Source organism: Pseudomonas sp. PLMAX (genome assembly GCF_046042685.1).
GTDB lineage: Bacteria > Pseudomonadota > Gammaproteobacteria > Pseudomonadales > Pseudomonadaceae > Aquipseudomonas > Aquipseudomonas putida_AE.
Map to the genome: position 1 here is coordinate 1,370,175 of NZ_CP064949.1, position 24,960 is coordinate 1,395,134.

The following is a 24,960-nucleotide window of genomic DNA, read 5'->3' on the forward strand; positions in this document are numbered from 1 at the left end:
AGGTCAGACCCGGTTTTCGATTTGCTGACAAAATCGCCACACAAGGAACGCCGAAAGCCCGAACAGCGCAGTACGCTAGCCTGTTGCTCGCCGGGGGTTCTGCGGGTCAACGATGACGTGGTGGTGCAGGACGGCCAGGGCAATACGGTTCATGTTCCGCCTCTCGCCGCGGGGCTCGCGGCTCGATTGCGGGTGCTGTCGAAGTGGATCAATCAATCCCATGACGATCCGCATCGGGCGGATTACCTGCACCCGTTGATCAAGGGTATCGCGCTGCATTTCGCGCTGGGTTATGAGCATCCATTTCGTGATGGCAACGGTCGCGTCGCACGGGCGTTGTTCTACTGGTTCATGTTCAAGAATGATTTCTCGGCGTTTCGTTACATCGCGATCAGCGTCTTGCTACGCAATGCGCCGGTGAAATACGGACGCTCCTATCTCAATAGCGAAGCGGATGACCTGGACTTGACGTACTTCATCGATTTCCAGTGTTGGGTGGTGCTGCGTGCTGTCAGCAGCTTTACCGAGGCTTATAGGAAAAGTCTGGTTAATGCCGAGAGCTTCGATCGTTGGTTGTCGGAGTCCGGGTTTTTTGAGCGGGTAGGAGCTGCCGAAGGCTGCGATCTTTAGATCTTGTTTTTTAAATCAAAATCAAGAGATCGCAGCCTGCGGCAGCTCCTACAGGTGGTTGTTACAGTGTGCCGAATACTTTCTTGGCCAAACTGGTCGCCGCAGCCGCCGGGTTCTGGCGGATGGTTTCTTCCTGTTTGGCAATCATCTCGAACAAGCCGTTCAACGCCTGTTCGGTCACATAGTTCTCGACGTTGGCACTCTTCGCGTCGATCACGCCCATGGTCGCGGCCTGACCGGCGAACGAGTTGTACTGCTGGGCCAGGCCGACCTGGTCGGTGGCTTGCTTGACGATCGGCAGGAACCTGGCGCGGATCTGTTCGCGGCTGGTCTTGTTCAGGTACTGGGTGGCTGAGTCATTGCCGCCACTGAGGATGCCCTTGGCGTCTGCAACGGACATTTTCTTCACCGCGTCGACGAGGATCGGCTGGGCCTGGGTCACGGCGGTTTCCGCCGCTTTGTTCATACTGGTTTCCAGTTGATCGACCTGATCACCCATGCCGAACTGTTTCATTTTGCTGGCGACCTTGCCCAGTTTGCCCGGCAGTTCGATCTTCACGTCCGGATTGTTGCTGAAGCCGCCCGGGGTGCCGAGTTGTTTCACGGCCAGTTGCGCGCCTTGGGTCAGGGCGTCCTTGAGTCCGCCGGTGGCGTCTTTCTGCGACAGGTCAGTGAGGGACAGCGCCATAGCGCTGGCAGAGATCATCAAACCTGCGCACAGGGCGGTAAAACGGATTTTTTTCATGAAGCGGATCCTTGTCATTGGCGCCTGAAGAAGAGCAGCGCCAACGACAATTTAACGGATTTCGCCTGCAATATCGCCTCGCAAACCGATCCAGGCATCTGGCATTACATCAGGCATCCGGCTGCGCGGTTGCGGCGACGTTGTCGACCCGTATGTCCAGTGGCTGCAAATAGTCGACACCCAACTCTACCGGGTAGCGTTCAGTGTTGATAAAGATGAGCCGTCCTTCGTTTTCGATTTGTGCACGGATTGCGTAGGTGTGACCTGGCTGAATATCCGCGGTGCTGTACTCAAGATTGAAACTCAACCCGGCGGTCTCAGCATTGCGGGTAACCTGGACAGCGAGCTGCCTGGCCGGTGCATCAGCCAGGGAGACGTCCTCCAGGCTGACTTGAAGTGTCGAGTTCGGTGCGAGCCCGATCCTCTGCAGATAGTGAACGGTACCGTTGATGCTCTTGGTGTTTTCGTTGTTCATCATGATTTCCTTATCCAACGATTCGTCGAAGATGACGAGTGCCAAGCATATGGTTGGATTAGCCAAACCCCTGTAGGGGAATTCGGCAAATCCACGACGAATCTTCCTGAACATCCATGTTCAGGGTCGTCAGGAATTTCAGGGCGCGGTGGGTGGCGGTTGATCCGCCGCATCTTCACTGCGATGCAACGCCACCTGACGGATCGACAAGCGAATCTCCGCCGGCAATACCCGCTTGGCCGCGCCTTCTGCCAGTTCACCGAGCAGTTCGTGGTAGCTCAGCTTGCCGGCTTCGTCGCGCTTGAGCACTTCAAGGTCGAGCATCGTCTGGATGAAGTGGCGGAACAGGCTCTTGTCGAAGAATTCCGGGGCGTTCAGGCCATGCAGGATCGACAGGCGCTGGGCCATGACCGTGCACAGGTCTTCCAGTTCTTCGGCGCTGATGCTGTTCTGGCCGCTGTTGAGCAGCAGGGAGACGGTCATGTAGAAGCGCTGCAAGGTCTGGGCGATGCTTTTCGACAGCAGCGTCAGCAATACGAAATGCCGTGAACTTGGTGCCGGACGCAGGTAGACGTCGTTCTCGAAGCGCAACAGACCTTGCTCGACGAAGGCTTGCAGCCACTGGTCGATCACCGCATCCAGCTCGTCCAGCGACCAGCGAATGAACAACTCTGCTTGCAGGTAGGGGTACAGCGCACGGGTGTAGCGCAGGATCTGTTCGCGGCTCATGCGCGACGCGCTCTGGAAGAAACTCGCCAGCAGCGCCGGCAGCGCAAAGATGTGCAGCACGTTGTTGCGGTAGTAGGTCATCAGGACGGCGTTCTGCTCGTCCAGATAGAGAATCTTGCCCAAGGCATCGCTCTGCTCGGAGAGCAGGTCCATGTCCTTCACATGCTCGATCAACGCCCGGCCGTCACCTTCCGGCAACGTGGTGTGCGGTGAGTACGGGACTTTGCGCAACAACGCCAGGTACAGGTCGAGCACCCGCGCCATGGCGCGATCGTCCAGGGCCAGGCGGCTGGTGGACAGTAGCGCCAGCGCGACCAGGTTGACCGGGTTGATCGCCGCCGCTTCGTTCAAGTGCTGTGCGACTTTCTCACCGAGGCGGTTGGTGGTTTCGTTGAGCCAGGCGGGTTTGAACTGCGGGCCCAGTTCCTGCTTGCGCCAGTCCGGCTGTTCGCTGTCGAGGAATTCCGCGAGTTTGATCGGCTCACCGAAGTTCACCGCGACCTGACCGAAGCGCTGCTTGAGGGCGCCGATGACTTTGAAGATGTCGAAGATCGATTCTTTCTTCTTGGTCGCGCCACGCAACTCGCCAAGGTAGGTGCGGCCTTCCAGCACGCGCTCGTAACCGATGTACACCGGCACGAAGACGATGGGCATGCGCGACGAGCGCAGGAAGCTGCGCAGGGTGATCGCCAGCATCCCGGTCTTCGGCTGCAGCATGCGCCCGGTGCGCGAACGGCCGCCCTCGACGAAGTACTCCACCGGGAAGCCCTTGGTGAACAGGGTATGCAGGTATTCGTTGAACACCGAGGTGTACAGCGGGTTGCCCTTGAACGTGCGGCGCATGAAGAACGCGCCGCCACGGCGCAGCAGGCTGCCGATCACCGGCATGTTCAGGTTGATACCGGCGGCGATGTGCGGCGGGGTCAGGCCGTTGCGAAACAGCAGGTACGACAGCAGCAGGTAGTCGATGTGGCTGCGGTGGCACGGGACGTAGATCACTTCGTGACCCTGGGCGACCTTCTGTACGCCTTCGATGTGGTTGACCTTGATGCCGTCGTAGATCTTGTTCCAGAACCAGCTCAGCACCACTTCCAGGAAACGGATAGCGGTGTAGGTGTAGTCCGAGGCGATCTCGTTGCCATAGCGCAGGGCCTGGGCCTTGGCTTTCTCCGGCGAGATGTTCTCGCGCTCGGCTTCGTCGAGGATCGCTTGCCGGACCAGGGGCTGGTTGACCAGGCCCTTGACCAGGTTGCGTCGGTGGGAAATGTCCGGGCCGATCACTGCGGCCTTCAGGTTGCGGAAGTGCACCCGCAGGATGCGCTGGGCCATGCGCACGGTGCGCTCGTGGCCCTTGTTGTGCTCGATCAGTTCGCGCAGGTGGATGGGTGCGGAGAACTGCACGCGGGTCTTGCGTCCCAGCACGATGATGCTGAGCAGGCGACGCAGGCGCCCGGTGACCGCCCAGCTGTCGGCGAACAACAGTTTCCATGGACTGTTTTCGCTGTCCGGCGACTGGCCCCAGAACACGCTGACCGGAATGATCTGCGCGTCTTCGGCGGCGTTCTGGCTCAAGGCGCTGACCAGGCGGGTCAGGGTGGGCGGCGCACCGCGCTTGTCCTGGCGGCCGAGCCAGTCCGGGTCCGGGGTCAGGTAGAAGAACGCGGCCGGTTCCAGCAGGTTGCCCACCGATACCGGCAACACCGGCCGCGGCAGGCCGGCCTTGGTGCATTCGGTGTCGACCACGGCGAGGTCGGTCAGCGAAGGGTTTTGCAGGACGTAGAACACCGGACGACTGCGGTCGAGGTTGAGGGTGAACGACGACTGGTTGATCGTCTCCGAGCGAACCCAGAGGTACAACAGTCGGCGCAGGGTGCCAAACACAAGACGGCGGAACGGGGAGCGGGTCATACGGCTTCTGCGTGAGTGAATAAAACCGAGCGGTTGCTCGGGCGCTCGATAGTGTGCCGTATTCATCGAAAATCGGCAAAAAAGCGGTCAACCAATCTGTAGTTGAGAGTTTCTGTGCCTGTCATATACTCGGCCGCTCAAAATAAAAACAACGGGGGTACTGAAAATGGCTACGCGCGAAACCGGCAACGTGAAGTGGTTCAACGACGCCAAGGGCTACGGCTTTATTCAACGCGAGGACGGGGTGGACGTGTTCGTGCATTACCGCGCGATTCGCGGCGAAGGGCATCGTTCGCTGACCGAAGGCCAGCAGGTTGAGTATGGGGTGGTGACTGGCGAGAAGGGGTTGCAGGCCGAGGATGTCGTAGGTCTGTAACTCGGATCTTCAGATCAGCCAGAACCAATGTGGGAGCGGGCTTGCTCGCGAATGCGGTGTGTCAGTCAACGTTGATGGCGACTGACACACCGCATTCGCGAGCAAGCCCGCTCCCACATGTGTTTGGCGTCGTTTACGCGGTTTTCCAGGTGATCTCTTCTTCACCATCGGCGCTGATGCGAATCCAGCGATCCGCCGTCTCTTCACCTTCTTCCTCGACCCAGCTACCCGGTGCGCAGCGCACTTCGACGTTCAGCGCGGCAAACGCGGCGCGGGCGCAGGCGATGTCGTCGTCCCACGGCGTCTGGTCGCTTTCCAGGTACAGGCTGTTCCACTTTCCTACGGCCTTGGGCAACCAGGTCACCGGCACATTGCCCGCCTTGCACTTGTAGGTCTGGCCTTTCTGTACCCAGTCGGTGCACGGGCCCAGTGCCGTGCCGAGCCAGGCCGAGATGGCCTTGTGGTCGACGTCGGCGTCTTTCAGGTAAATCTCGATATCGGGTTGGCGCATGGATGTCCTCACTGCGTGTCTGAAAAATCCATTCGCGGATTTAGCCGGCCTCGGGCCGTTGCCCAAGGCCAAAAATGTTTGAAGTTATTGAAGTACGAAATAATCGTAGCGCATCGATACGGTGACCTCGAAGGGTTCGACCTGCTCGATCACCGCTGCCCGGCGTTCGGCACTCGCACGCCAGCCGTGGGGCGTCATGGCCAGCAGGTTCGCCCGGTCCTGGCCGCTGGTGAGCGTCAGTTTGAAGGTCAGGGTTTCACTGTGCGCCAGCGCCATGCCTTCGGGCACCAGGTCCAGGTGCTTGTCGTCGATGTACTCGCGCACTTCGTCGTACAGCCGCTCGCGTAATTCCATCAGGTGGCCGCTGGTCGGTCCGACTTTCATCAGGCCGCCGCCGGGGCTGAGCAGGCGTTTGGCTTCGTCCCAATCCAGCGGGCTGAAGACGCTGGCGAGGAACTGACAGCTGCCCGACGCCAGAGGTACGCGGGCCATGCTGGCGATCAACCAGGTGAGCCCGGGATTGCGTTTGCACGCACGCTTGACCGCTTCCCGGGAAATGTCCAGGGCGTAGCCGTCGGCCACCGGCAAGGCGTCGGCGATCTGCGCGGTGTAGTAACCCTCGCCACAGCCGATGTCGACCCAGCGCTGTGGCGCGTAGCCGGCAGCCAGCTGCGCCAGGCGCTTGGCCACCGGCGCGTAATGGCCGGCGTTGAGGAAGTCGCGGCGGGCTTCGACCATCGCCTGGTTATCCCCAGGGTCGCGGCTGTTCTTGTGCTGCACCGGCAACAGGTTCAGGTAACCCTGGCGCGCGCGGTCGAAACGATGCCCGGCGGGGCAGGCCACGCCGTTGTCCACCGCGCCCAGCGGTTCGCTGCAGATCGGACACGCGAGCATCAGGCGAGCAACTTGATCAGGGTCTGGTAGTAAATCTCGGTCAGCACGTCGAGGTCAGCCGCCAGTACGCGCTCGTTGACCTGGTGGATGGTCGCGTTGACCGGCCCCAGTTCGACTACTTGCGTGCCCATGGTCGCGATGAAGCGGCCGTCGGAGGTGCCCCCACTGGTGGACGCCTTGGTGTCCCGACCGGTGATGTCCTTGATGCTCGACGACACCGCATCGAGCAGGGCGCCCGGCTCGGTGAGGAACGGCAGGCCGGACAATGCCCAGTCGATGTGCCAGTCCAGGCCGTGCTTGTCGAGGATGTCGGCGACGCGCTTTTGCAGGCCTTCGACGGTGGATTCGGTGGAGAAGCGGAAGTTGAACACGGCGACCAGGTCACCCGGGATGACGTTGGTCGCGCCGGTGCCGGAGTTGACGTTGGAAATCTGGAAACTGGTCGGCGGGAAGAAGTCGTTGCCGTGGTCCCAGTGCTCGGCGGCCAATTCCGCGAGGGCCGGGGCGGCGAGGTGGATCGGGTTCTTCGCCAGGTGCGGATAGGCCACGTGGCCCTGCACACCGCGTACGGTCAGCTTGGCACCGAGTGAGCCGCGACGGCCGTTCTTGACCACGTCACCGACCAGGGTGGTGCTCGACGGTTCGCCGACGATGCACCAGTCCAGACGCTCCTTGCGCGCAGCCAGGCGCTCAACCACTGCCTTGGTGCCGTGATGCGCCGGGCCTTCTTCATCACTGGTGATCAGGAAGGCGACCTTGCCTTTGTGATCCGGGTAGTCGGCGACGAAACGCTCGGCGGCCACGGTCATCGATGCCAGGCTGCCTTTCATGTCCGCCGCGCCACGGCCGCAGAGCATGCCGTGCTCGTCGATCACCGCATTGAACGGGTCGATCTGCCAGGCCGTTACCGGGCCCGTCGGTACCACGTCGGTGTGGCCGGCGAAGCACAGCACCGGGCCGTCGTGTTTGCCGTGGGTGGCCCAGAAGTTATCCACATCTTCGATGCGCATCGGTTCCAGGGCAAAACCGGCATCGCCCAGGCGCTGCATCATCTGCTTCTGGCAATCGGCGTCGACCGGGGTCACGGACGGACGGCGGATCAGGTCGATGGCGAGTTGAAGGGTCGGCGAAAGGTCGGCGTGGGCCGTCATGGAAAACTCCGGAAAACTTGAAATTGGCACCGGGCTAATGTGGGAGCGGCGGTTCGACGCTTCGACTTGCTCGCGAATGCAGTGTGTCAGAAAACATAAATGTTGATTGTTACACCGCATTCGCGAGCAAGCCCGCTCCCACAGGTATTGAGTACGGCCAGTGAGACTGTAATCACGCCAAGCCCCGCAAAATGGCGGTTATCTTAAAGCAAAACGGCGACCATTGGCCGCCGTTTAGTGTATCCGGCCTTATTTAGACCACGGGTGCCGTTTGCGCCTCGACCGACGGCTTGGGCAGCGAAGACAGGAACGCCATGATCAGCGCGGCCAGGTACGGCAGCGACTGCACCAGCAACATGGTCACCCAGAAGCGCATGTCGTTGCTCGGCATGCCGTTCACCAGGTAGATCCCCAGGGCCGCGCCCCACAACAGCAACATGATGAACACTTCTTCGCGGGCCTCGGAAATCGCCACCCAGAAGCCGTGGTTATCGGCATTCTTCGGCGTGCGGAAGAACGGAATGCTGCTGGTGAAGAAACCGTACAACACCGCCTTGGCGATGGTGTGCGACAACGCCAGCCCGGCCAGCGCCGCGCAGAAGGCATCCTTGAGGTTCACGCCCACCGCGCGACGGTAGAGGAAGATGATCTTGCCGACCTTGAACACGAACAGCGCCAGGGGCGGGATGGCGAAAATCAGCAGCGGCGGGTCGACCCGTTGCGGCACGATGATCATCGCCGCCGACCACAACAATGCGCCGACGGTGAAGAAGATGTTCATGCCATCGGCCACCCACGGCAGCCAGCCCGCGAGGAAGTGGTAGCGCTGGCCGCGCGTCAGCTCGGTGTCCTTGCCGCGCAGCAGGCTGCGGGTGTGACGCTTGATGATCTGGATCGCGCCGTAGGCCCAGCGGAAACGTTGTTTCTTGAAGTCGATGAAGGTATCAGGCATCAAGCCTTTGCCGTAGCTGTCGTGGTAATACGCCGCCGACAGGCCTTTTTCGAACACCCGCAGGCCCAACTCGGCGTCTTCACAGATGCACCAGTCGGCCCAGCCCAATTCTTCGAGCACCGAGCGGCGGGTCATGGTCATGGTGCCGTGCTGGATGATCGCGTCACGGTCGTTGCGGGTGACCATGCCGATGTGGAAGAAACCTTTGTACTCGGCGTAGCAGAGCTTCTTGAAGGTACTTTCGTTCTGGTCGCGGTAGTCCTGCGGCGACTGCACCACGGCGATCTTCGGATCGGCGAAGTGCGGCACCATGTGCTTGAGCCAGTTGGGGTGCACGCAATAATCGGAATCGATCACCGCGATCACTTCGGCATCCTTGGCGGTGTGCGGAATCAGGTAGTTCAGCGCGCCGCCCTTGAAACCGGCCAGGGGCGCGACGTGGAAGAACTTGAAGCGCGGGCCGAGGGTTGCGCAGTAGTCGCGCACCGGCTCCCAGACCGCCGGGTCCTTGGTGTTGTTGTCGATGATCAGGACTTCGAAGTCCGGATAGTCGAGGTTGGCCAAGGCGTTGAGGGTCTGTTTGACCATCTCCGGCGGCTCGTTGTAGCACGGCACGTGGATCGACACTTTCGGACGGTAGCTGGAGTCGCCTTCCACCGGCAGGAACTCGCGTCGGCGCTTATGCACCCACACGGCCTCGGCCAGTTCATGGGCCTCGGTCAGCAACACGATGAACACCCCGAGCGCACCGAGGGCGAGCAGGAACCCAACGGTCAGGCTGAACCAGGTGCTGTATTGCAGGCTGTAGTCATAACCGATCCACACCAGCACCGAACCGCAGAGGAACGCGATAAAGGTCAGGAAGGTGCGGCCACGCTGGCGCAACGCCGAGCCGTCGATCATCAACAGGGTCAACGACAGCAGGGCCAGCACCACCGAACCCACGGCCAGCACGCGCCATTGCGGAATGGCGACCACCGGGCCTTCGAAGTTGAATTTCTGTTGGCGCGCGGCGTTGAACACGCCCCAATAAGCACCCACCGAGCCTTCGTCACTGGCCTTCCACGGCTGGTCGAAGGCTTCGATCACGAAGTAGTTGAAGCCCTGGCGGTTGAGCTTGTTGACCAGGGTTCGCAGGTAGATCGCCTGGTCTGCCGGCGACGCATCGGCGCCCCCGCGCATGCGGCCGTTGCTCGGCCAGCCCACTTCGGAGAGCAGCAGCGGTTTTTTCGGGAACATCTTTTTCAGGTCGCGGGCGCGGTCGAGGACGAACTGCCCGGCCTTGTCCATCGGGATGAATTCCCAGTACGGCAGCACGTGGGCGGCGATCAGGTCGACGTGCTTGGCCAGTTCCGGGTGCTCTTCCCAGACGTGCCACTGTTCGGACGTGGTCACCGGCACTTTCACGGCAGCGCGGACGCGGTCGAGCATGACGCTGAGTTCCTGGGCGGTGATTTCCTTGCGGAAGATCGCTTCGTTACCGACCACCACGCGAACCACACTGCGTGAGGTGTTGGCGATTTCGATGGCGCGGGTGATTTCGCGCTCGTTGCGCTCCTGGTCCGGGCTGATCCAGATCCCCAGGGTCACGCGCAGGCCAAACTCTTCCGCCAGCTTGGGAATGTTCTCCAGCGTACCGTCGACCGAGTAAGTACGGATATTGTCCGTCAACTTGCTCATGATCTCCAGGTCACGACGCATTTGATCGTCGGTCGGGTACTGCTCTTTCTGCGGGAATTGACCCTGCTGGAAAGGTGAGTACGAGAAGCCGGAGATCTGTTCGGGCCAGTTGGGGGCGGTCACCGGGCGGTTGATCAGCGCCCAGAAGCCGGTAAACAAGGCAGCGATGGCGAGCACCACCACCAGGTTGAGTCCAAATTTACGCGATGACATAGTTATTTCGGGTTCCAAAGACTGTGGAACGAAGGAACGGTCGGACCGCCGAGGGGCGCGCATCCTACACTGGGCATTCTCTGAACGTACAGCGGACAGGGAATTACCCGATATTGGGCAGTTTGATTTCGTTAAAGTTCTTTCAGCTTTTCATGTAACTGATTTTGTCTTCATATCGCCATATAATGCCCGCCGGTTTTTGGGGTTATGGTCATGAGTACAGAAGATCCGCGGTTTGCAGGCATCGCCCGTTTGTATGGCATCGAAGGCCTTGAGCGCTTGAAAGCGGCGCATGTGGCGATCGTCGGTGTCGGTGGCGTCGGCTCCTGGGCGGCGGAAGCCATGGCGCGTTGCGGTGTGGGCGAGATATCACTGTTCGATCTGGATGATGTCTGCGTGAGCAACGCCAACCGCCAGTTGCATGCGCTGGACAGCACCGTCGGCAAACCCAAGGTCGAGGTGATGGCCGAGCGCCTGCGCGGGATCAACCCGGACTGCACGGTGCACGCGGTGCCGGATTTCGTCACGCGCGAGACCATGGCCGAGTACATCACGCCGAACATCGACTGCGTGATCGACTGCATCGACAGCGTCAACGCCAAGGCGGCGCTGATCGCCTGGTGCAAGCGGCGCAAGATCCAGATCATCACCACCGGCGGTGCGGGCGGGCAGATCGACCCGACGCTGATCCAGGTCTGCGACCTCAACCGCACGTTCAATGACCCGCTGGCTTCGAAAGTACGCTCCACCTTGCGTCGCGACTATGGCTTCTCGCGCACCGTGACCCGTCATTACAGCGTGCCGTGCGTGTTCTCCACCGAACAACTGCGCTACCCGAAACCGGATGGCAGCATTTGTTTGCAGAAGAGTTTTGTCGGCGATGGCGTGAAGCTCGATTGTGCCGGCGGCTTTGGCGCGGTGATGATGGTGACGGCGACCTTCGGCATGGTCGCGGCGACCAAGGCGGTGGACAAGATTGTGGCGGGTGTAAGGCGGCCGGCGGAGCGGGTCAAACCCCTGGGAGCTGCCGCAGGCTGCGATCTTTTGATCTTGAAAATAAAGATCAAAAGATCGCAGCCTGCGGCAGCTCCTACACGTCGCTTAGGCTCCGCATCCGCTGGAGAACAGCATTCAAGCCGTTACTGCGTGACTGCGACAACTGCCGCCCCAGTCCCAACTGATTGAACCACTCCGGCAAATCCACCTGCCGCAACTCGACCGCAGACAAGCCGTTGACCCGCGCCAGCAGCAATGCCACCAAACCGCGAATCAACCGCGCATCGCTGTTGGCGCTGAACTGCCAATGACCGCCCTGCAACTCGCCCACCAGCCACACCTGGCTTTCACAGCCGTGCACCCGGTTGGCGTCGCACATCTGCGCGTCGCTCAAGGCGGGCAGACGCTCGCCCCATTGCATCAGCAAACGCGCACGCTGTTCCCAGCCAGCGGCAGCCTGAAAAGTTGCGAGTGCAGTCACGGCATCGGCGGGCAAGCTCATCGCAGCAACTCCAGCGCCTGGTCCAGCGCTTCAAAGAACCGTTGAAGATCCTCGGAATCGTTGTACAACGCCAACGACACCCGAATCGCCCCGGACAGCTCAAGACTTTTGAGCAATGGCATGGCGCAGTGATGACCGGCGCGCACGGCGATGCCCTGCTCGGTCAGCAAGTGCGCCAGATCCGAGTTATGCACACCTTCGACGGTAAAACTGGCCAGTGCTACCTGCGGTTTGCCCAGCAACCGGATGCCGTTGCGTGACTCAAGGCCTTTCAACAGACAGGCATGCAGCGCCGCTTCATGGGCCGAGACCGCGTCCTGATCGAGACCGGCGAGGTAATCCAGGGTTGCCCCCAGCCCGATGACACTGGAAATCGGCGGCGTTCCGGCCTCGAAACCCAGCGGGGCAGGGCGAAAGCGCGCGCTGAGGTAATCCGCGTCCAGCACCATTTCGCCGCCGAACTGCCAATGGCGCAGTTGCTTGAGCGCTTCATTGCGCCCGAACAGAACGCCCAGGCCATCGGGGCCGTAGAGCTTGTGGCTGGAAAATACATAGAAGTCGCAGCCCAACGCCTGCACGTCATGGCGGCCATGGACCACGCCCTGGGCGCCGTCGATCACGGTCAAGGCGTTGTGTGCCTTGGCCAGCGCCAGCAGCGCGGGTAACGGTTGCCAGGCGCCAATAACGTTGGACAACTGGCTGACGGCCAGCAGGCGTGTGCGAGGGCCGATCATGGGTGCGGCGGCTTCAAGGTCGATCACACCGTCGGCATCCAGCGGCAGGATCACCAGCTTCAGGTCGCGACGGTGCGCCAGTTGCTGCCACGGCAGCAGGTTGGCGTGGTGTTCCAGGGCGCTGATGACAATCTCGTCGCCTGGATTGAAAAGAGGTTCCAGGCCATAGGCCAGGAGGTTCAGCGCGCTAGTCGCGCCGTGGGTAAAGACAATTTGACCGCTGTCGCCGGCATTCAGCCAATGGGCGGTTTTGCGCCGACTGTCCTCGAACGCCTGGGTGGCATGGGCGCCGGGCAGGTGTTGCGCCCGATGCACGTTGGCCGCGCCGTTGGCGTAGTAATGCGCCAGGGCATCGAGCAGGGCTTGCGGTTTTTGCGTGGTGGCGGCGTTGTCCAGATAGGTCTGGCCTTGCCGTTGCAGGGCGGCGATGGCCGGAAAGTCGGCACGCCAGGGAGAGAGAATCATCATGCTATCGGGCCCTGGTGAACATGGGCGGGGTGTACGCCTGACCATTATGGGTTCGATTCTGCTCACGATGGCGGTTTCGAGGACGCCATCGCGAGCAGGCTCGCTCCCACAGGCTTAGTTGTGAGCGTGCAGCGCTTCGTTCAGTTCGATGGCCGATTTGTGGGTTTTGCATTCCACGGCACCGGTTTCCGAATTGCGGCGGAACAGCAGGTCGGCCTGGCCGGCCAGTTCCCGGGCCTTCACGACCTTGACCAGCTTGTTGTTCTCGTCCAGCAGCGCCACTTTGGTACCGGCGGTCACGTACAGGCCCGACTCAACGGTGTTGCGATCGCCCAACGGGATGCCGATACCGGCGTTGGCGCCGATCAGGCAGCCTTCGCCCACCTTGATCACGATGTTGCCGCCGCCAGACAGGGTGCCCATGGTCGAGCAACCGCCGCCCAGGTCCGAGCCCTTGCCGACGAATACGCCAGCGGAAACGCGGCCTTCGATCATGCCCGGGCCTTCGGTGCCGGCGTTGAAGTTGATGAAGCCTTCGTGCATCACGGTGGTGCCTTCGCCCACGTAGGCGCCCAGGCGCAGGCGCGCGGCGTCAGCGATACGCACGCCGGCCGGTACCACGTAGTCGGTCATTTTCGGGAACTTGTCCACCGAGAACACTTCCAGCAGCTCGCCGCGCAGGCGGGCTTCGAGTTGGTGCTCGGCCAGTTCGGCCAGGTCAATCGCGCCCTGGCTGGTCCAGGCGACGTTCGGCAGCAGCGGGAACACGCCCGCCAGGTTCAGGCCGTGGGGCTTGACCAGGCGATGGGACAGCAGGTGCAGCTTGAGGTAAGCCTCAGGCGTGGAGGTCAGTTGTGCGTCTTCAGCCAGGATGGTGGCGACCAGCGGCTTGTGGCTCTCTGCCAGACGGGTCAGCAGGGCGGCCTGGGCAGCGTCGACGCCTTTCACGGCTTCAGCCAGCTGCGAAGCTTGCGCGGTGGTGAAGGTGATGGCCTGGTTGCCTTCGCTGTAGCCCAGGATCGGCGCGATGGCAGCGACCAGTTCGGCAGAAGGGTTGAGCAGTGGCTGTGCGTAGAACACTTCCAGCCACGCGCCTTGGCGGTTTTGAGTGCCGACACCAAAGGCCAGGCTGAACAGGGTAGTGGACATGTTGATACCTCTAACAAATTGGAACGGGCTGCTTACTTGAGCGCGGCCGCGTAGATATCTGGCTTGAAGCCAATCAGGGTTCGGTCACCGAGATCGAGCACCGGGCGCTTGATCATCGAAGGTTGTGCGAGCATCAGTTCGATGGCTTTCGGCTGGTCGAGATCGGCTTTGCGTTCGTCGTCGAGCTTGCGAAAGGTCGTGCCTGCACGGTTCAACACCACTTCCCAGCCGTGCTCGTTGCACCATTGGGTCAGGTGTTCACGGTCGATACCGACCGCTTTGTAATCATGGAAGTCATAGCTGACAGCGTGTTCATCGAGCCAGGTGCGCGCCTTTTTCATGGTGTCGCAGGCCTTGATGCCGAAAAGGTGCAACGTTTTACTTGAAACGGTCAAGGAATCGCCCCCTTTACAGGTGTCGGAAATAAAAGGTGTCGGATTATGCCATGGCCGGACGGTTTCGCGGCGCTTGAGGTCGATTTCCCACTGCAAAACCTGTGGGAGCCAGCCTGCTGGCGATAGCGTCGGATCTGTCGGCATCAGTATTGAATTTGGCGCCGCCATCGCCAGCAGGCTGGCTCCCACACGGGGGCTGCGACATAGGTACAACGGTCAGACGTATCCTAAGCGGCTAATATGGCAGTTCAACGCTGTCGATAGTCTGAGATTTCCGTTTTATGCAAACCGCCTACACCGTCCTGATCCTGTTGATGCTGGTAGGCGTTTCGCGCTTGCTCGGGCGGGTGATCCCCCTGCCACTGCCGTTGGTACAAATTGCCGCGGGCGCCTTGCTGGCCTGGCCGACCCTCGGCCTGCATGTGGCGTTGGACCCTGAATTGTTTCTGTTCCTGTTCCTGCCGCCTTTGTTGTTTTCCGACGGTTGGCGCATGCCCAAGCGTGAATTCTGGCAACTACGTGGCCCGATCCTGACTCTGGCGGTGGGGTTGGTGCTGTTTACCGTGGTCGGCGCCGGGTATTTCATTCACTGGTTGCTGCCGACTATCCCGCTTCCGGTAGCCTTTGCCTTGGCCGCAGTACTGTCGCCCACGGACGCCGTGGCGGTCTCGGCGATCTCGCAGAATCGCTTGCCCACGCCCTTGATGCACATCCTGCAGGGCGAAGCCTTGATGAACGATGCCTCGGGTCTGGTGACGTTCAAGTTCGCCCTTGTGGCGGCAGTGACCGGTGCGTTCTCGCTGGCCAATGCCAGCGTCACCTTCGTCTTGGTGGCAGTTGGGGGGCTGGCCATCGGCGTGGCATTGAGCTGGTTGGTGGGGCGCCTGCGCTCCTGGATGATCGCCCGTGGCTGGGATGACCCGGCCACCCACGTCGTCTTCATGTTGTTGCTGCCGTTTGCCGCTTACGTGCTGGCCGAGCGCGTGGGGGCGTCGGGCATCCTGTCGGCGGTCGCGGCGGGGATGATGCAGAGCTGGCTCGATCTGCTGCCGCGCCAGACCAACACGCGGCTGCTCAATCGCAGCGTCTGGTCATTGCTCGAGTTCGCCTTCAATGGCTTGATCTTCCTCCTGCTGGGCTTGCAGTTGCCGGACATCGTCAAGGCCGTGGCCAGCCATGAAACCTCGCTGTGGCCGACGCTGTTGTATCGATGCTTCGATGTGCTGGCCATTTTCCTGGTGTTGCTGGTACTGCGGTTCGTCTGGGTGCAAAGCATCTGGCGACTGTCCATTGTGCTGCGTCGCTGGCGTGGCAAGGATGAGATCACCCGGGTGCCGAGCGCGCGTTCCTGCTGGTTGCTGACCGTCGGTGGCGTGCGCGGGGCGGTGACGCTGGCGGGTGTGCTGTCGGTGCCGATGCTCATGGGCACCGATGCATTTCCCGAACGTGACCTGCTGATCTTCATCGCCGCCGGGGTGATTCTGCTGTCGTTGATCGCCGCGTGCATTGCCTTGCCGTTGCTGCTGCGCGGCATCGAGAAAAGCCCGGACGACAAGCGCCGCAATGAAGTGCGCGACGCCTGGCGCAAAACCGCCGAAGCGGCGATCCATGCCCTTGAAACCGAAGAGGTCAACCCACAGGACGCCGCGCAAGCGGCGCTGGCGGCAGAGCTCAAGGCGCGAATCATGTCCGAATATCGGCATCAGCTGGAGGTGTTCAATGACTCGGCCGAAGCCCAGGCACTGGCGTTCCAGATGGATTTGCTGGAGCGGCGTTTGCGCTTGAAGGCGCTGCGGGCTCAGCGCCTGGAGCTGTACAGCCTCAGTCGTCATCACCAGATCGGCGATGACGTGTTGCGTGAGGTGTTGGGTGAGCTGGATCTGAGTGAAGCCAAGCTCGGCCAGGTGAAATAACCCCGCGGTTATTTGCGGCGCTGGATGAAGTCGCGGATACGTTGCGCAGCCTCGACACACTCGGCCAACGGCGCAACCAGCGCCATGCGCACACGGCCGGCACCCGGATTGACGCCATCGACATCCCGCGACAGGTAGGAGCCCGGCACCACGGTCACGTGCTCCTGCTCGAACAGGTCGCGGCAGAAGGCTGCGTCGTCCCCGGCCACATTCGGCCACAGGTAAAAACCGCCGTCCGGGCGTTGCACGTCCAGCACCGGGCTGAGGATTTCCAGCACGGCGTCATACTTTTCGCGATACAGCGCACGGTTGGCGCGTACGTGCACTTCGTCGTTCCACGCGGCGACGCTGGCCAGTTGGGTTTGAACCGGCATCGCGCAGCCGTGGTAGGTGCGATAGAGCAGGAAGCCCTTGAGGATGTCCGCGTCACCGGCCACGAAGCCAGAACGCAGGCCCGGCAGGTTGGAGCGCTTGGAGAGGCTGTGGAAGACCACGCAACGCTTGAAGTCCTTGCGACCCAATTCCACGCAGGCGCTGAGCAGCCCGGCCGGCGGGGTCTGTTCGTCGAAATACAGCTCGCTGTAGCACTCGTCCGCGGCGATCACGAAGTCGTGTTCGTCAGCCAGGGCGATCAGCTTCTTCAGGGTCTCGACCGGAATCAGAGCGCCGGTCGGGTTACCCGGCGAGCACAGGAACAGGATCTGGCAGCGTTTCCAGATGTCCGGGGAAACGGCATCGAAATCCGGGTTGAAGCCGTTTTCGTCCAGGCACGGCAGGTAGTGCGGCTGGGCCCCGGCGAGGAACGCAGCGCCTTCATAGATCTGATAGAAGGGGTTGGGGCTGACCACCAGCGCGTCGTCGCCACGATTGACCACGGTCTGGGTGAAGGCGAACAGCGCTTCGCGGGTACCGTTGACCGGCAGCACGTTGCGCGCCGGGTCGATCCAGCCGTTCGGCACGCCGAAGCGACGCTCGCACCAGGCGGCGATGGCTTCGCGCAGGGCCGGGATGCCGAGGGTGGTCGGGTACACGGCCATCTGATCCAGGTTGCTGGCCAGGGCCTCGGCGACGAAGCTTGGCGAGCGGTGCTTGGGTTCGCCGATCGACAGCGCGATAGGGCGCTTGTCGGGGTTGGGCGTGACGCTGCCGAGCAGGGCGCGGAGCTTTTCGAACGGGTAGGGCTGGAGCTGGGTCAGGGCGTTGTTCATGAGGGCCTCGTTCAATGTGGGAGCGGGCTTGCTCGCGAAAGCGGTGTGTCTGTCGCCATCAATGGTGTTTGACAGGACGCTTTCGCGAGCAAGCCCGCTCCCACAGGGGGAATATGTATATTCAGATACTGATGCGCGACAACTTGATATCGGGTTCCTGGTTAACACTCAACTGCTCGACGATTGCGTCTTGTAACCGACTGCACAACAACGGGTCGGACAACGGCTGGTTGTTTGCGTCGGTAATGAAGAACACGTCTTCCACGCGCTCGCCGAGGGTGGCGATCTTGGCGTTTTGCAGCGACAGGTCGAACTCCAGGAAAATCGTGCCGACCCGTGCCAGCAGGCCAGGGCGGTCAGGGGCGGTCAGTTCCAGTACGGTCACCGGACGCTGGGCGTCATTGTGGATCGTCACCTGTGGCGCAAAGGCGAAATGCTTGAGCTGGCGCGGCACCCGACGCTGGATGATGGTCGGGTAGTCGTCCGGGTTGCGCAGGGCTTCGGCCAGGCCGTCACGGATCTGCTTGACCCGCGCCGGATTATCGCCGATCGAGTCGCCGTCGGTGTCGAGCACAATGTAGGTGTCGAGGGTGAACTGGCTGCTGGAGGTGATGACCCGGGCGTCATGGATGTTCAGGTTGAGCTGGTCCATCGCGGCCACGGTCACGGCGAAGAAGTCGTGCTGGTCCGGTGCGTAGATGAAGATCTGCGTGCCGCCCTCGAACTCGCGTTGGGTGGTTTCCTTGATCAGCACCAGCGGCCCGCCGTCGGCCGGCTGCTGGAGGATCGCATCGCTGTGCCAGGCGACGTCGCCGGCGGTGTGGCGCAGGAAATAGTCATCACCCAATTGCGCCCACAATTGCTCGACGTCGTCCGGGTCGGTGCCACCCCGCACGAGGATGTCCAGCGCGGCGCTCTGGGTCTGGCGGATCTGTTCTTCGCGGTCCACCGGGTTTTCCAGGCCGCGGCGCAGGGCGCGCTTGGTCTCGGTGTAGAGCTGGCGCAGCAGGCTGGCCCGCCAGGAATTCCACAGCGTCGGGTTGGTCGCGTTGATGTCGGCGACCGTCAGCACGTACAGGTAGTCGAGGCGGGTTTCATCGCCCACGGCCAGGGCGAAATCATGGATCACCTGCGGGTCGGACAAATCCTTGCGCTGGGCCGTGGTCGACATCACCAGGTGGTTTTGCACCAGCCAGACGATCAGGCGGCTGTCCCACACTGGCAGTTGATGGCGCTGGCAGAAGGCGGCGGCGTCCACTGCGCCGATCTCCGAGTGATCGCCATGCCGACCCTTGCCGATGTCGTGGTACAGGCCGGCAAGGTAGATCAGTTCGGGCTTGGGCAGCTTGGCCATGAGCTTGCTGGCCAGCGGGAATTTTTCCGAAACCTGGGTGTACTGCAACTTACGCAGGTGCTTGATCAGGTTCAGGGTGTGGGCGTCGACCGTGTAGATGTGGAACAGGTCGTGCTGCATCTGCCCGACGATGAAACCGAATTCCGGCAGATAACGCCCGAGAATGCCGTAGCGGTTCATCCGGCGCAGGTTGCGGTGGATGCCGATCTTGCATTTGAACAGCTCGATGAACAGGCTGGTGTTGCGAATGTCGTTGCGGAAGTTGTCGTCGATCAGGTGGCGATTTTCGCGCAGCAGACGAATGGTGTCGGCGCGCACGCCCTTGATTTCCGGTTGCTGGGCCATCAGCACGAAGATCTCGAGCATGGCGAACGGCGTGCGGCGGAACACATTGTCGTTACGCGCCTCGATGTAGCCGTCGTGCAGCTGGAATCGCGAGTTGACCGGCTGTGGCGGCGCTGCATCCTCCGGTGCGAGGATGACTTCCTCGAAGTGCTGGATGATCAGGTCGCTGAGCTGGGCAATGCTCATGACCACGCGGAAATACTGCTGCATGAAGTTCTCGACGGCCTGCTTGGCGTCGTCCCCTTCAAAGCCCAGCAGCCCGGCAATGGTGCGCTGGTGATCGAACAGCAGGCGGTCTTCGGCGCGCCCGGCGAGCATGTGCAGGGCGTAGCGGACCTTCCACAGGAACTCCTGGGAGGAGGCCAGCAAGGCGTTTTCGCTTTCGACCAGGAAACCTTCGCCGGCCAGTGCCCGCAGGTTCAAGGTGCCGTACTCGCGACGGGCCACCCACAGAATCGTCTGGATATCCCGCAGGCCGCCGGGCGAGCCCTTGACGTTGGGTTCCAGGTTGTATTCGGTGTCGTTGTACTTGTGGTGACGGGCTTTCTGCTCGGCGCGCTTGGCGAGGAAGAAGTCCTTGCTCGGCCACATGTGCGCGGTGCTGGTGACATCCAGCATGCGCTGGCGCAAGTGCTCCGGGCCGCAGATGGTGCGGCTTTCCATCAGGTTGGTGACGACTGTCAGGTCGGCGCGGGCTTCGATGGCGCACTCCTCGACCGACCGAACGCTCTGGCCGACTTCCAGGCCGATGTCCCACAGCAGGGTCAGGAAGCGCTCGATGGAATCGCGGAAAACCTCGTGGTCGGCGCTGTCGAGCAGGATCAACAGGTCGATGTCGGAGTAGGGGTGCAGCTCGCCACGACCGTAGCCGCCGACCGCGACCAGCGCGATGTCGGCGTCCTCACTCCAGTCGAACTGCTCCCAGGCCTTTTGCAGGAGGTTATCGACGAACCAGGCACGGTCCTCGATCAATCGGCGAATGTCCCGGCCGCTGCGAAAGCGTCCGTCGAGCACTTCGCGCGCCTGGCGGATCGCCTTCTTGAAGGCCGCGATCGGGCTGGCCTTCAGGGCCAGTTCAGCCTGGAACTGGCCACGATCGAAGAGTTCGGGATCCACCTGCGGCATTGATTGGCTTTCCTTTCTATAGGCTGGGTTCGGTGAGCGGATCAGGCCGAAACGCGGGGGATGGTGTCATCGCTGCGCAGGGTGAAGATCTCGTAACCGGTCTCGGTCACCAGCAGGGTGTGTTCCCACTGTGCCGACAGCTTGCGGTCCTTGGTGATCGCGGTCCAGCCATCGCCCAGCACCTTGGTGTCGGCCTTGCCCTGGTTGATCATCGGCTCGATGGTGAAGGTCATGCCGGCCTTCAGTTCCATGCCGGTACCGGCACGGCCGTAGTGCAGGATCTGCGGCTCTTCATGGAACACCTTGCCGATGCCGTGGCCGCAGAACTCGCGAACCACCGAGAAGCCGTTTTTCTCGGCGTGCTTCTGGATGATTTCACCAATGTCGCCCAGGCGGCAGCCAGGCTTGACGATCTCGATCGCCTTGTACATGCATTCCTGGGTCACTTGCGACAGGCGCTCGGCCCAGACCGGCACGGTGCCGACGTGGAACATGCGGCTGGTGTCGCCGTGGTAGCCATCCTTGATGACGGTGACGTCGATGTTCAGGGTGTCGCCATCCTTGAGCGGCTTGTCGTTCGGGATGCCGTGGCAGACCACATGGTTGATCGAGGTGCAGATCGACTTGGGATAGCCCTTGTAGTTCAGCGGGGCAGGGATAGCCTTCTGCTCGTTGACGATATAGTCGTGGCAGATCTGGTTCAGTTGATCGGTGGTAACGCCCGGTTTGACATGTTCAGCAATCATTTCCAGCACATCGGCGGCCAGTTTGCCGGCGACGCGCATTTTTGCGATGTCCTCGGGGGTTTTGAGGGTGACGGTCATACAGGCTCTCTCTGCGCTCGATGGCGCTTTCTTGACGAAAAGGGCGTTGCGCGATCGATCTTCGCAGCCCTGAAAAACGCGATTCTAACAGACGATCAGCGCAAATCCGCGGCTCAGTGCATCGCTTCTCCTTATAGAATGGTGCATTCTGGGCGGATTCCAAGGGCTGGCGATGTGCGTTCGCCTCGATTTGAGAATCCGGGTTCCGTTTTTTCCATCCTTGTGGTATAAAATGCGCCGCTTTCCGGGGATGCCCCGAAAAGCCTAAATCCACACACGTGTCGACACGATGACCTGGGTGCCGCAAGCGAAATGCTGGTGGTTGGTCATTGGGATACGTGGAGGCCAAACCCGACTTATTAAGGAACTATCATGTCCCAAGTCAACATGCGCGATATGCTGAAGGCCGGTGTGCACTTCGGTCACCAGACCCGTTACTGGAACCCGAAAATGGGTAAATACATTTTCGGCGCGCGTAACAAGATCCACATCATCAACCTTGAAAAAACCCTGCCAATGTTCAACGAAGCTCTGACTTTCGTAGAGCGTCTGGCCCAGGGCAAAAACAAGATTCTGTTCGTCGGCACCAAGCGTTCCGCTGGCAAGATCGTTGCTGAAGAAGCAGCACGTTGCGGTTCGCCGTACGTCGATCACCGCTGGTTGGGCGGCATGCTGACCAACTTCAAGACCATCCGTGCTTCCATCAAGCGTCTGCGTGACCTTGAAGTACAAGCCGAAGACGGTACTTTCGCCAAGCTGACCAAGAAAGAAGCGCTGATGCGCTCCCGTGACCTGGAAAAGCTGGATCGTTCCCTGGGTGGTATCAAGGACATGGGCGGTCTGCCAGACGCTCTGTTCGTTATCGACGTTGATCACGAGCGCATCGCGATCACCGAAGCCAACAAGCTGGGCATCCCGGTTATCGGCGTAGTCGATACCAACAGCAGCCCGGAAGGCGTTGACTACATCATCCCAGGCAACGATGACGCAATCCGCGCTATCCAGCTGTACATGGGTTCGATGGCTGACGCTGTTATCCGTGGTCGCAACAACGTTGCCGGCGGCACCGTAGAGTTCGCAGCTGAAGAAACTCAGGCTGCAGCTGAGTAATTGACGCCCTGGCGTTGACTCAGTAAGCAAAAAGGGGGCTTGGCCCCCTTTTTGCCACCTCGAAAACCATTTGTCGGCGCCCACTGCTCTATCTGTAACGTGCGGCAGCTAACAAGGGTGGTTCGGGAAGAATTGAACGCCCGTTCGATCGGGTGGAATGGTTGATAACCTATCCAAGAGGAATTTTGAAATGGCAGAGATTACTGCAGCGTTGGTCAAAGAACTGCGCGAGCGTACTGGCGAAGGCATGATGGACTGCAAAAAGGCCTTGACCAAGGCCGGCGGCGACATCGAGAAAGCCATTGATGACATGCGTGCTTCGGGCGCCATCAAGGCTGCCAAGAAAGCGGGCAACGTTGCCGCTGAAGGCGCCATCGCCATCAAGGCTGACGACAAGTCCGCCGTACTGCTGGAAGTGAACTCGCAGACCGACTTCCTGGCACTGCAAGACGACTTCAAGAACTTCGTTGCTGCCAGCGTAGAAAAAGCATTCGACGAAAAACTGACCGACGCAGCTCCGCTGATCGCCGCTCAGGAATCGGCTCGTGAAGCCCTGGTGGCCAAAGTTGGCGAAAACGTCAACATCCGTCGCCTGGTTCGCGTTGAAGGTGACGTGGTCGGTACTTACCTGCACGGTAACAAGATCGGTGTTGCTGTTGTTCTCAAGGGCGGTGATGTTCAGCTGGCCAAAGAGATCGCCATGCACGTGGCGGCAAGCAACCCTGAGTTCCTGCTGCCATCGCAGGTTTCGCCAGAAGCCATCGAGCGTGAAAAGGGCGTTTTCCTGTCCTTGAACGAAGACAAGATGAAAGGCAAGCCAGCTGAAATCGTCGAGAAGATGATTGCCGGCCGTATCACCAAGTTCCTGGCCGAAGCCAGTCTGGTTGAGCAAGCTTTCGTGATGAACCCGGAAGTCACCGTAGGTGCCCTGGCCAAGAAAGCCGGCGCTGAAATCGTTTCCTTCACCTACTTCAAAGTGGGCGAAGGCATCGAGAAGCCAGTTGACAACTTCGCTGAAGAAGTTGCCGCACAACTGGCTGCCGCCAAGCAATAAGACGGTTTTTTAACTGTCGCCCTGAAGAGGCTGCCCGCTCACGCGCGCAGCCTCTTTTCAGATGGGTTGCCAATTTTTAATTGGCTTCCACTTGGAACTGGCTTACAAAGCCATGTTCCGATGGCGCTGAAGCAGCGTCACGCTAGAGTGAACGCCAGCTGAAAAACAGCTCGCAAAGAATTTTTAAAATACGCCGCAGGAGAGATTCGCAATGGCTCAGCAGGGCAGTGGTTATCAGGCTCGCTATAAACGCATTCTACTCAAGCTTAGCGGCGAGGCCCTGATGGGCTCGGAAGAGTTCGGGATCGACCCGAAGGTTCTGGATCGCATGGCGCTGGAAGTCGGCCAGCTGGTCGGCATCGGTGTCCAGGTCGGCCTGGTGATCGGCGGCGGCAACCTGTTCCGCGGCGAAGCGCTGAGCAAGGCCGGCATGGATCGGGTCACGGGCGACCACATGGGCATGCTGGCCACTGTGATGAACGCCCTGGCCATGCGCGACGCGCTGGAACGTGCCAATATCTCGGCCATCGTGATGTCGGCCATCTCCATGGTTGGCGTGACCGATCACTACGATCGCCGCAAGGCCATGCGCCACCTGAACTCCAAGGATGTGGTGATTTTCGCGGCCGGCACCGGTAATCCGTTCTTCACCACGGATTCGGCGGCTTGCCTGCGTGCAATCGAAATCGATGCCGATGTCGTGCTCAAGGCAACCAAGGTCGATGGCGTCTACACCGCTGACCCATTCAAAGACCCGCATGCCGAGAAGTTCGATCATCTGACCTACGATGAAGTACTGGATCGCAAGCTGGGCGTGATGGATCTGACGGCCATTTGCCTGTGCCGCGACCACAAGATGCCGCTGCGCGTCTTTAACATGAACAAGCCCGGCGCCCTGCTGAATATCGTCCATGGTGGCGCTGAAGGGACCCTGATCGAGGAAGGCCAACAATGATCAACGAAATCAAGAAAGACGCTCAAGAGCGCATGCAGAAGTCCGTGGAATCGCTGGCGCACAACTTCGGTCGGATCCGTACCGGCCAGGCGCACCCAAGCATTCTGGAAGGTGTGATGGTTCCGTATTACGGCGCCGATACCCCGATCAAGCAAGTGGCGAACATCACCGTCAAGGACGCCCGTACCCTGCAAGTCGTTGCCTTCGAGCGCAACATGCTCGGTGCCGTCGACAAGGCCATCGGCAGTGCAGGTCTGAACCTGAACCCGACCAACCTGGGTGAGTTGCTGCTGATCTCCATGCCGGCCCTGACCGAGGAAACCCGCAAGGGCTTCACCAAGCAGGCGCGTGATGTAGCTGAAGATGCCCGTGTTGCCGTGCGCAACATCCGTCGCGATGCCAACAGCTCGCTGAAGGATCTGGTCAAGGAAAAGGAAATCAGCGAAGACGAAGAGCGTCGCGCAACTGGCGAAATCGATGATCTGACCAAGAAGTACGTGGCTCAAATCGACGCGAACCTGGCGCAGAAAGAAAAAGACCTGATGGCCGTATAAGGGTCGCGTG

The 24,960-nt window shown here is 60.8% G+C and carries 20 protein-coding genes and 2 pseudogenes; 8 read left to right on the forward strand and 14 right to left on the reverse strand.

Features of this window, described 5'->3' with window-relative positions; translation table 11 throughout:
* Positions 1-87: 87 nt before the first annotated feature.
* A pseudogene (locus DKB71_RS06185) lies at positions 88-630 on the forward strand (Fic family protein); the annotation flags it as partial.
* A 61-nt stretch (positions 631-691) separates the two neighbouring features.
* Here the strand turns inward: DKB71_RS06185 and DKB71_RS06190 are convergent.
* From DKB71_RS06190 to plsB, 3 genes are all read right to left on the reverse strand, one after another.
* Positions 692-1,375, reverse strand: a complete 684-nt coding sequence (locus tag DKB71_RS06190; protein WP_274077181.1) for a DUF4197 domain-containing protein — start codon at positions 1,373-1,375, stop codon at positions 692-694.
* Between the two features lie 109 nt (positions 1,376-1,484).
* Complete coding sequence (locus DKB71_RS06195; RefSeq protein ID WP_408599882.1) at positions 1,485-1,850, reverse strand: YbaY family lipoprotein; 366 nt, start codon at positions 1,848-1,850, stop codon at positions 1,485-1,487.
* A gap of 138 nt (positions 1,851-1,988) precedes the next feature.
* Positions 1,989-4,487, reverse strand: coding sequence for a glycerol-3-phosphate 1-O-acyltransferase PlsB (plsB, locus tag DKB71_RS06200; RefSeq protein ID WP_323628180.1), 2,499 nt, complete (start codon positions 4,485-4,487; stop codon positions 1,989-1,991).
* Positions 4,488-4,653: 166 nt separating this feature from the next.
* Here plsB and DKB71_RS06205 point away from each other — a divergent pair, with 166 nt between their 5' ends.
* The gene (locus tag DKB71_RS06205) at positions 4,654-4,863 is read left to right on the forward strand and encodes a cold-shock protein (protein ID WP_008035470.1); all 210 of its coding nucleotides are present in this window, start codon (positions 4,654-4,656) and stop codon (positions 4,861-4,863) included.
* 133 nt (positions 4,864-4,996) lie between these two features.
* On the opposite strand, the gene DKB71_RS06210 is transcribed toward DKB71_RS06205, so the two are convergent.
* The 4 genes from DKB71_RS06210 to DKB71_RS06225 form a co-directional block, all read right to left on the reverse strand.
* On the reverse strand, positions 4,997-5,374 hold the full coding sequence (locus tag DKB71_RS06210; RefSeq protein ID WP_046816499.1) for a hypothetical protein: 378 nt from the start codon (positions 5,372-5,374) through the stop codon (positions 4,997-4,999).
* A gap of 84 nt (positions 5,375-5,458) precedes the next feature.
* Positions 5,459-6,268: a putative RNA methyltransferase gene (locus tag DKB71_RS06215; RefSeq protein ID WP_408599883.1), complete on the reverse strand. Its 810-nt coding sequence runs from the start codon at positions 6,266-6,268 to the stop codon at positions 5,459-5,461.
* Positions 6,268-7,419, reverse strand: coding sequence for a succinyl-diaminopimelate desuccinylase (gene dapE, locus DKB71_RS06220; protein WP_323608748.1), 1,152 nt, complete (start codon positions 7,417-7,419; stop codon positions 6,268-6,270). Before dapE ends, DKB71_RS06215 begins: the two co-directional genes overlap by 1 nt.
* A 253-nt stretch (positions 7,420-7,672) precedes the next feature.
* Positions 7,673-10,264: a glycosyltransferase gene (locus tag DKB71_RS06225; protein WP_408599884.1), complete on the reverse strand. Its 2,592-nt coding sequence runs from the start codon at positions 10,262-10,264 to the stop codon at positions 7,673-7,675.
* A gap of 213 nt (positions 10,265-10,477) precedes the next feature.
* Here DKB71_RS06225 and tcdA point away from each other — a divergent pair.
* Positions 10,478-11,272 (forward strand): annotated as a pseudogene (gene tcdA / locus DKB71_RS06230) (tRNA cyclic N6-threonylcarbamoyladenosine(37) synthase TcdA); the annotation flags it as partial.
* Between the two features lie 82 nt (positions 11,273-11,354).
* On the opposite strand, the gene DKB71_RS06235 reads toward tcdA, so the two are convergent.
* The 4 genes from DKB71_RS06235 to DKB71_RS06250 all read right to left on the reverse strand — a co-directional run bounded on the left by DKB71_RS06235 (position 11,355) and on the right by DKB71_RS06250 (position 14,508).
* Positions 11,355-11,762 carry a SufE family protein gene (locus DKB71_RS06235; protein ID WP_323607296.1) on the reverse strand — a complete coding sequence of 136 codons (408 nt, stop codon included), beginning with the start codon at positions 11,760-11,762 and terminating at the stop codon, positions 11,355-11,357.
* Complete coding sequence (locus DKB71_RS06240) at positions 11,759-12,964, reverse strand: aminotransferase class V-fold PLP-dependent enzyme (protein WP_274077173.1); 1,206 nt, start codon at positions 12,962-12,964, stop codon at positions 11,759-11,761. Before DKB71_RS06240 ends, DKB71_RS06235 begins: the two co-directional genes overlap by 4 nt.
* 114 nt (positions 12,965-13,078) lie before the next feature.
* Entirely contained in the window at positions 13,079-14,113 is a 1,035-nt protein-coding gene (gene dapD, locus DKB71_RS06245) for a 2,3,4,5-tetrahydropyridine-2,6-dicarboxylate N-succinyltransferase (protein ID WP_274077172.1), read from the reverse strand.
* A 32-nt stretch (positions 14,114-14,145) separates the two neighbouring features.
* On the reverse strand, positions 14,146-14,508 hold the full coding sequence (locus tag DKB71_RS06250; RefSeq protein ID WP_046816507.1) for an ArsC family reductase: 363 nt from the start codon (positions 14,506-14,508) through the stop codon (positions 14,146-14,148).
* Between the two features lie 281 nt (positions 14,509-14,789).
* Between DKB71_RS06250 and DKB71_RS06255 the strand changes: the two genes are divergently transcribed.
* The gene (locus tag DKB71_RS06255; protein ID WP_408599885.1) at positions 14,790-16,421 is read left to right on the forward strand and encodes a Na+/H+ antiporter; all 1,632 of its coding nucleotides are present in this window, start codon (positions 14,790-14,792) and stop codon (positions 16,419-16,421) included.
* Between the two features lie 8 nt (positions 16,422-16,429).
* On the opposite strand, the gene dapC is transcribed toward DKB71_RS06255, so the two are convergent.
* From dapC to map, 3 genes are all read right to left on the reverse strand, one after another.
* A complete protein-coding gene (dapC, locus tag DKB71_RS06260; RefSeq protein WP_408599886.1) occupies positions 16,430-17,629 on the reverse strand; it encodes a succinyldiaminopimelate transaminase in 1,200 nt (399 codons plus the stop codon).
* Between the two features lie 121 nt (positions 17,630-17,750).
* Entirely contained in the window at positions 17,751-20,453 is a 2,703-nt protein-coding gene (locus tag DKB71_RS06265; protein WP_274077170.1) for a [protein-PII] uridylyltransferase, read from the reverse strand.
* Positions 20,454-20,494: 41 nt separating this feature from the next.
* Positions 20,495-21,277, reverse strand: a complete 783-nt coding sequence (map, locus tag DKB71_RS06270; RefSeq protein WP_046816511.1) for a type I methionyl aminopeptidase — start codon at positions 21,275-21,277, stop codon at positions 20,495-20,497.
* A 372-nt stretch (positions 21,278-21,649) separates the two neighbouring features.
* Here map and rpsB point away from each other — a divergent pair, with 372 nt between their 5' ends.
* The 4 genes from rpsB to frr all read left to right on the forward strand — a co-directional run bounded on the left by rpsB (position 21,650) and on the right by frr (position 24,950).
* Positions 21,650-22,387, forward strand: coding sequence for a 30S ribosomal protein S2 (gene rpsB, locus DKB71_RS06275; RefSeq protein WP_003222119.1), 738 nt, complete (start codon positions 21,650-21,652; stop codon positions 22,385-22,387).
* A gap of 190 nt (positions 22,388-22,577) precedes the next feature.
* A complete protein-coding gene (gene tsf, locus DKB71_RS06280) occupies positions 22,578-23,441 on the forward strand; it encodes a translation elongation factor Ts (protein WP_274077169.1) in 864 nt (287 codons plus the stop codon).
* Positions 23,442-23,652: 211 nt separating this feature from the next.
* Positions 23,653-24,396, forward strand: a complete 744-nt coding sequence (gene pyrH, locus DKB71_RS06285) for a UMP kinase (protein WP_003222124.1) — start codon at positions 23,653-23,655, stop codon at positions 24,394-24,396.
* Complete coding sequence (gene frr, locus DKB71_RS06290) at positions 24,393-24,950, forward strand: ribosome recycling factor (protein WP_274077168.1); 558 nt, start codon at positions 24,393-24,395, stop codon at positions 24,948-24,950. The genes pyrH and frr overlap by 4 nt, the downstream gene beginning before the upstream one ends.
* The last annotated feature ends 10 nt before the right edge of the window (positions 24,951-24,960 follow it).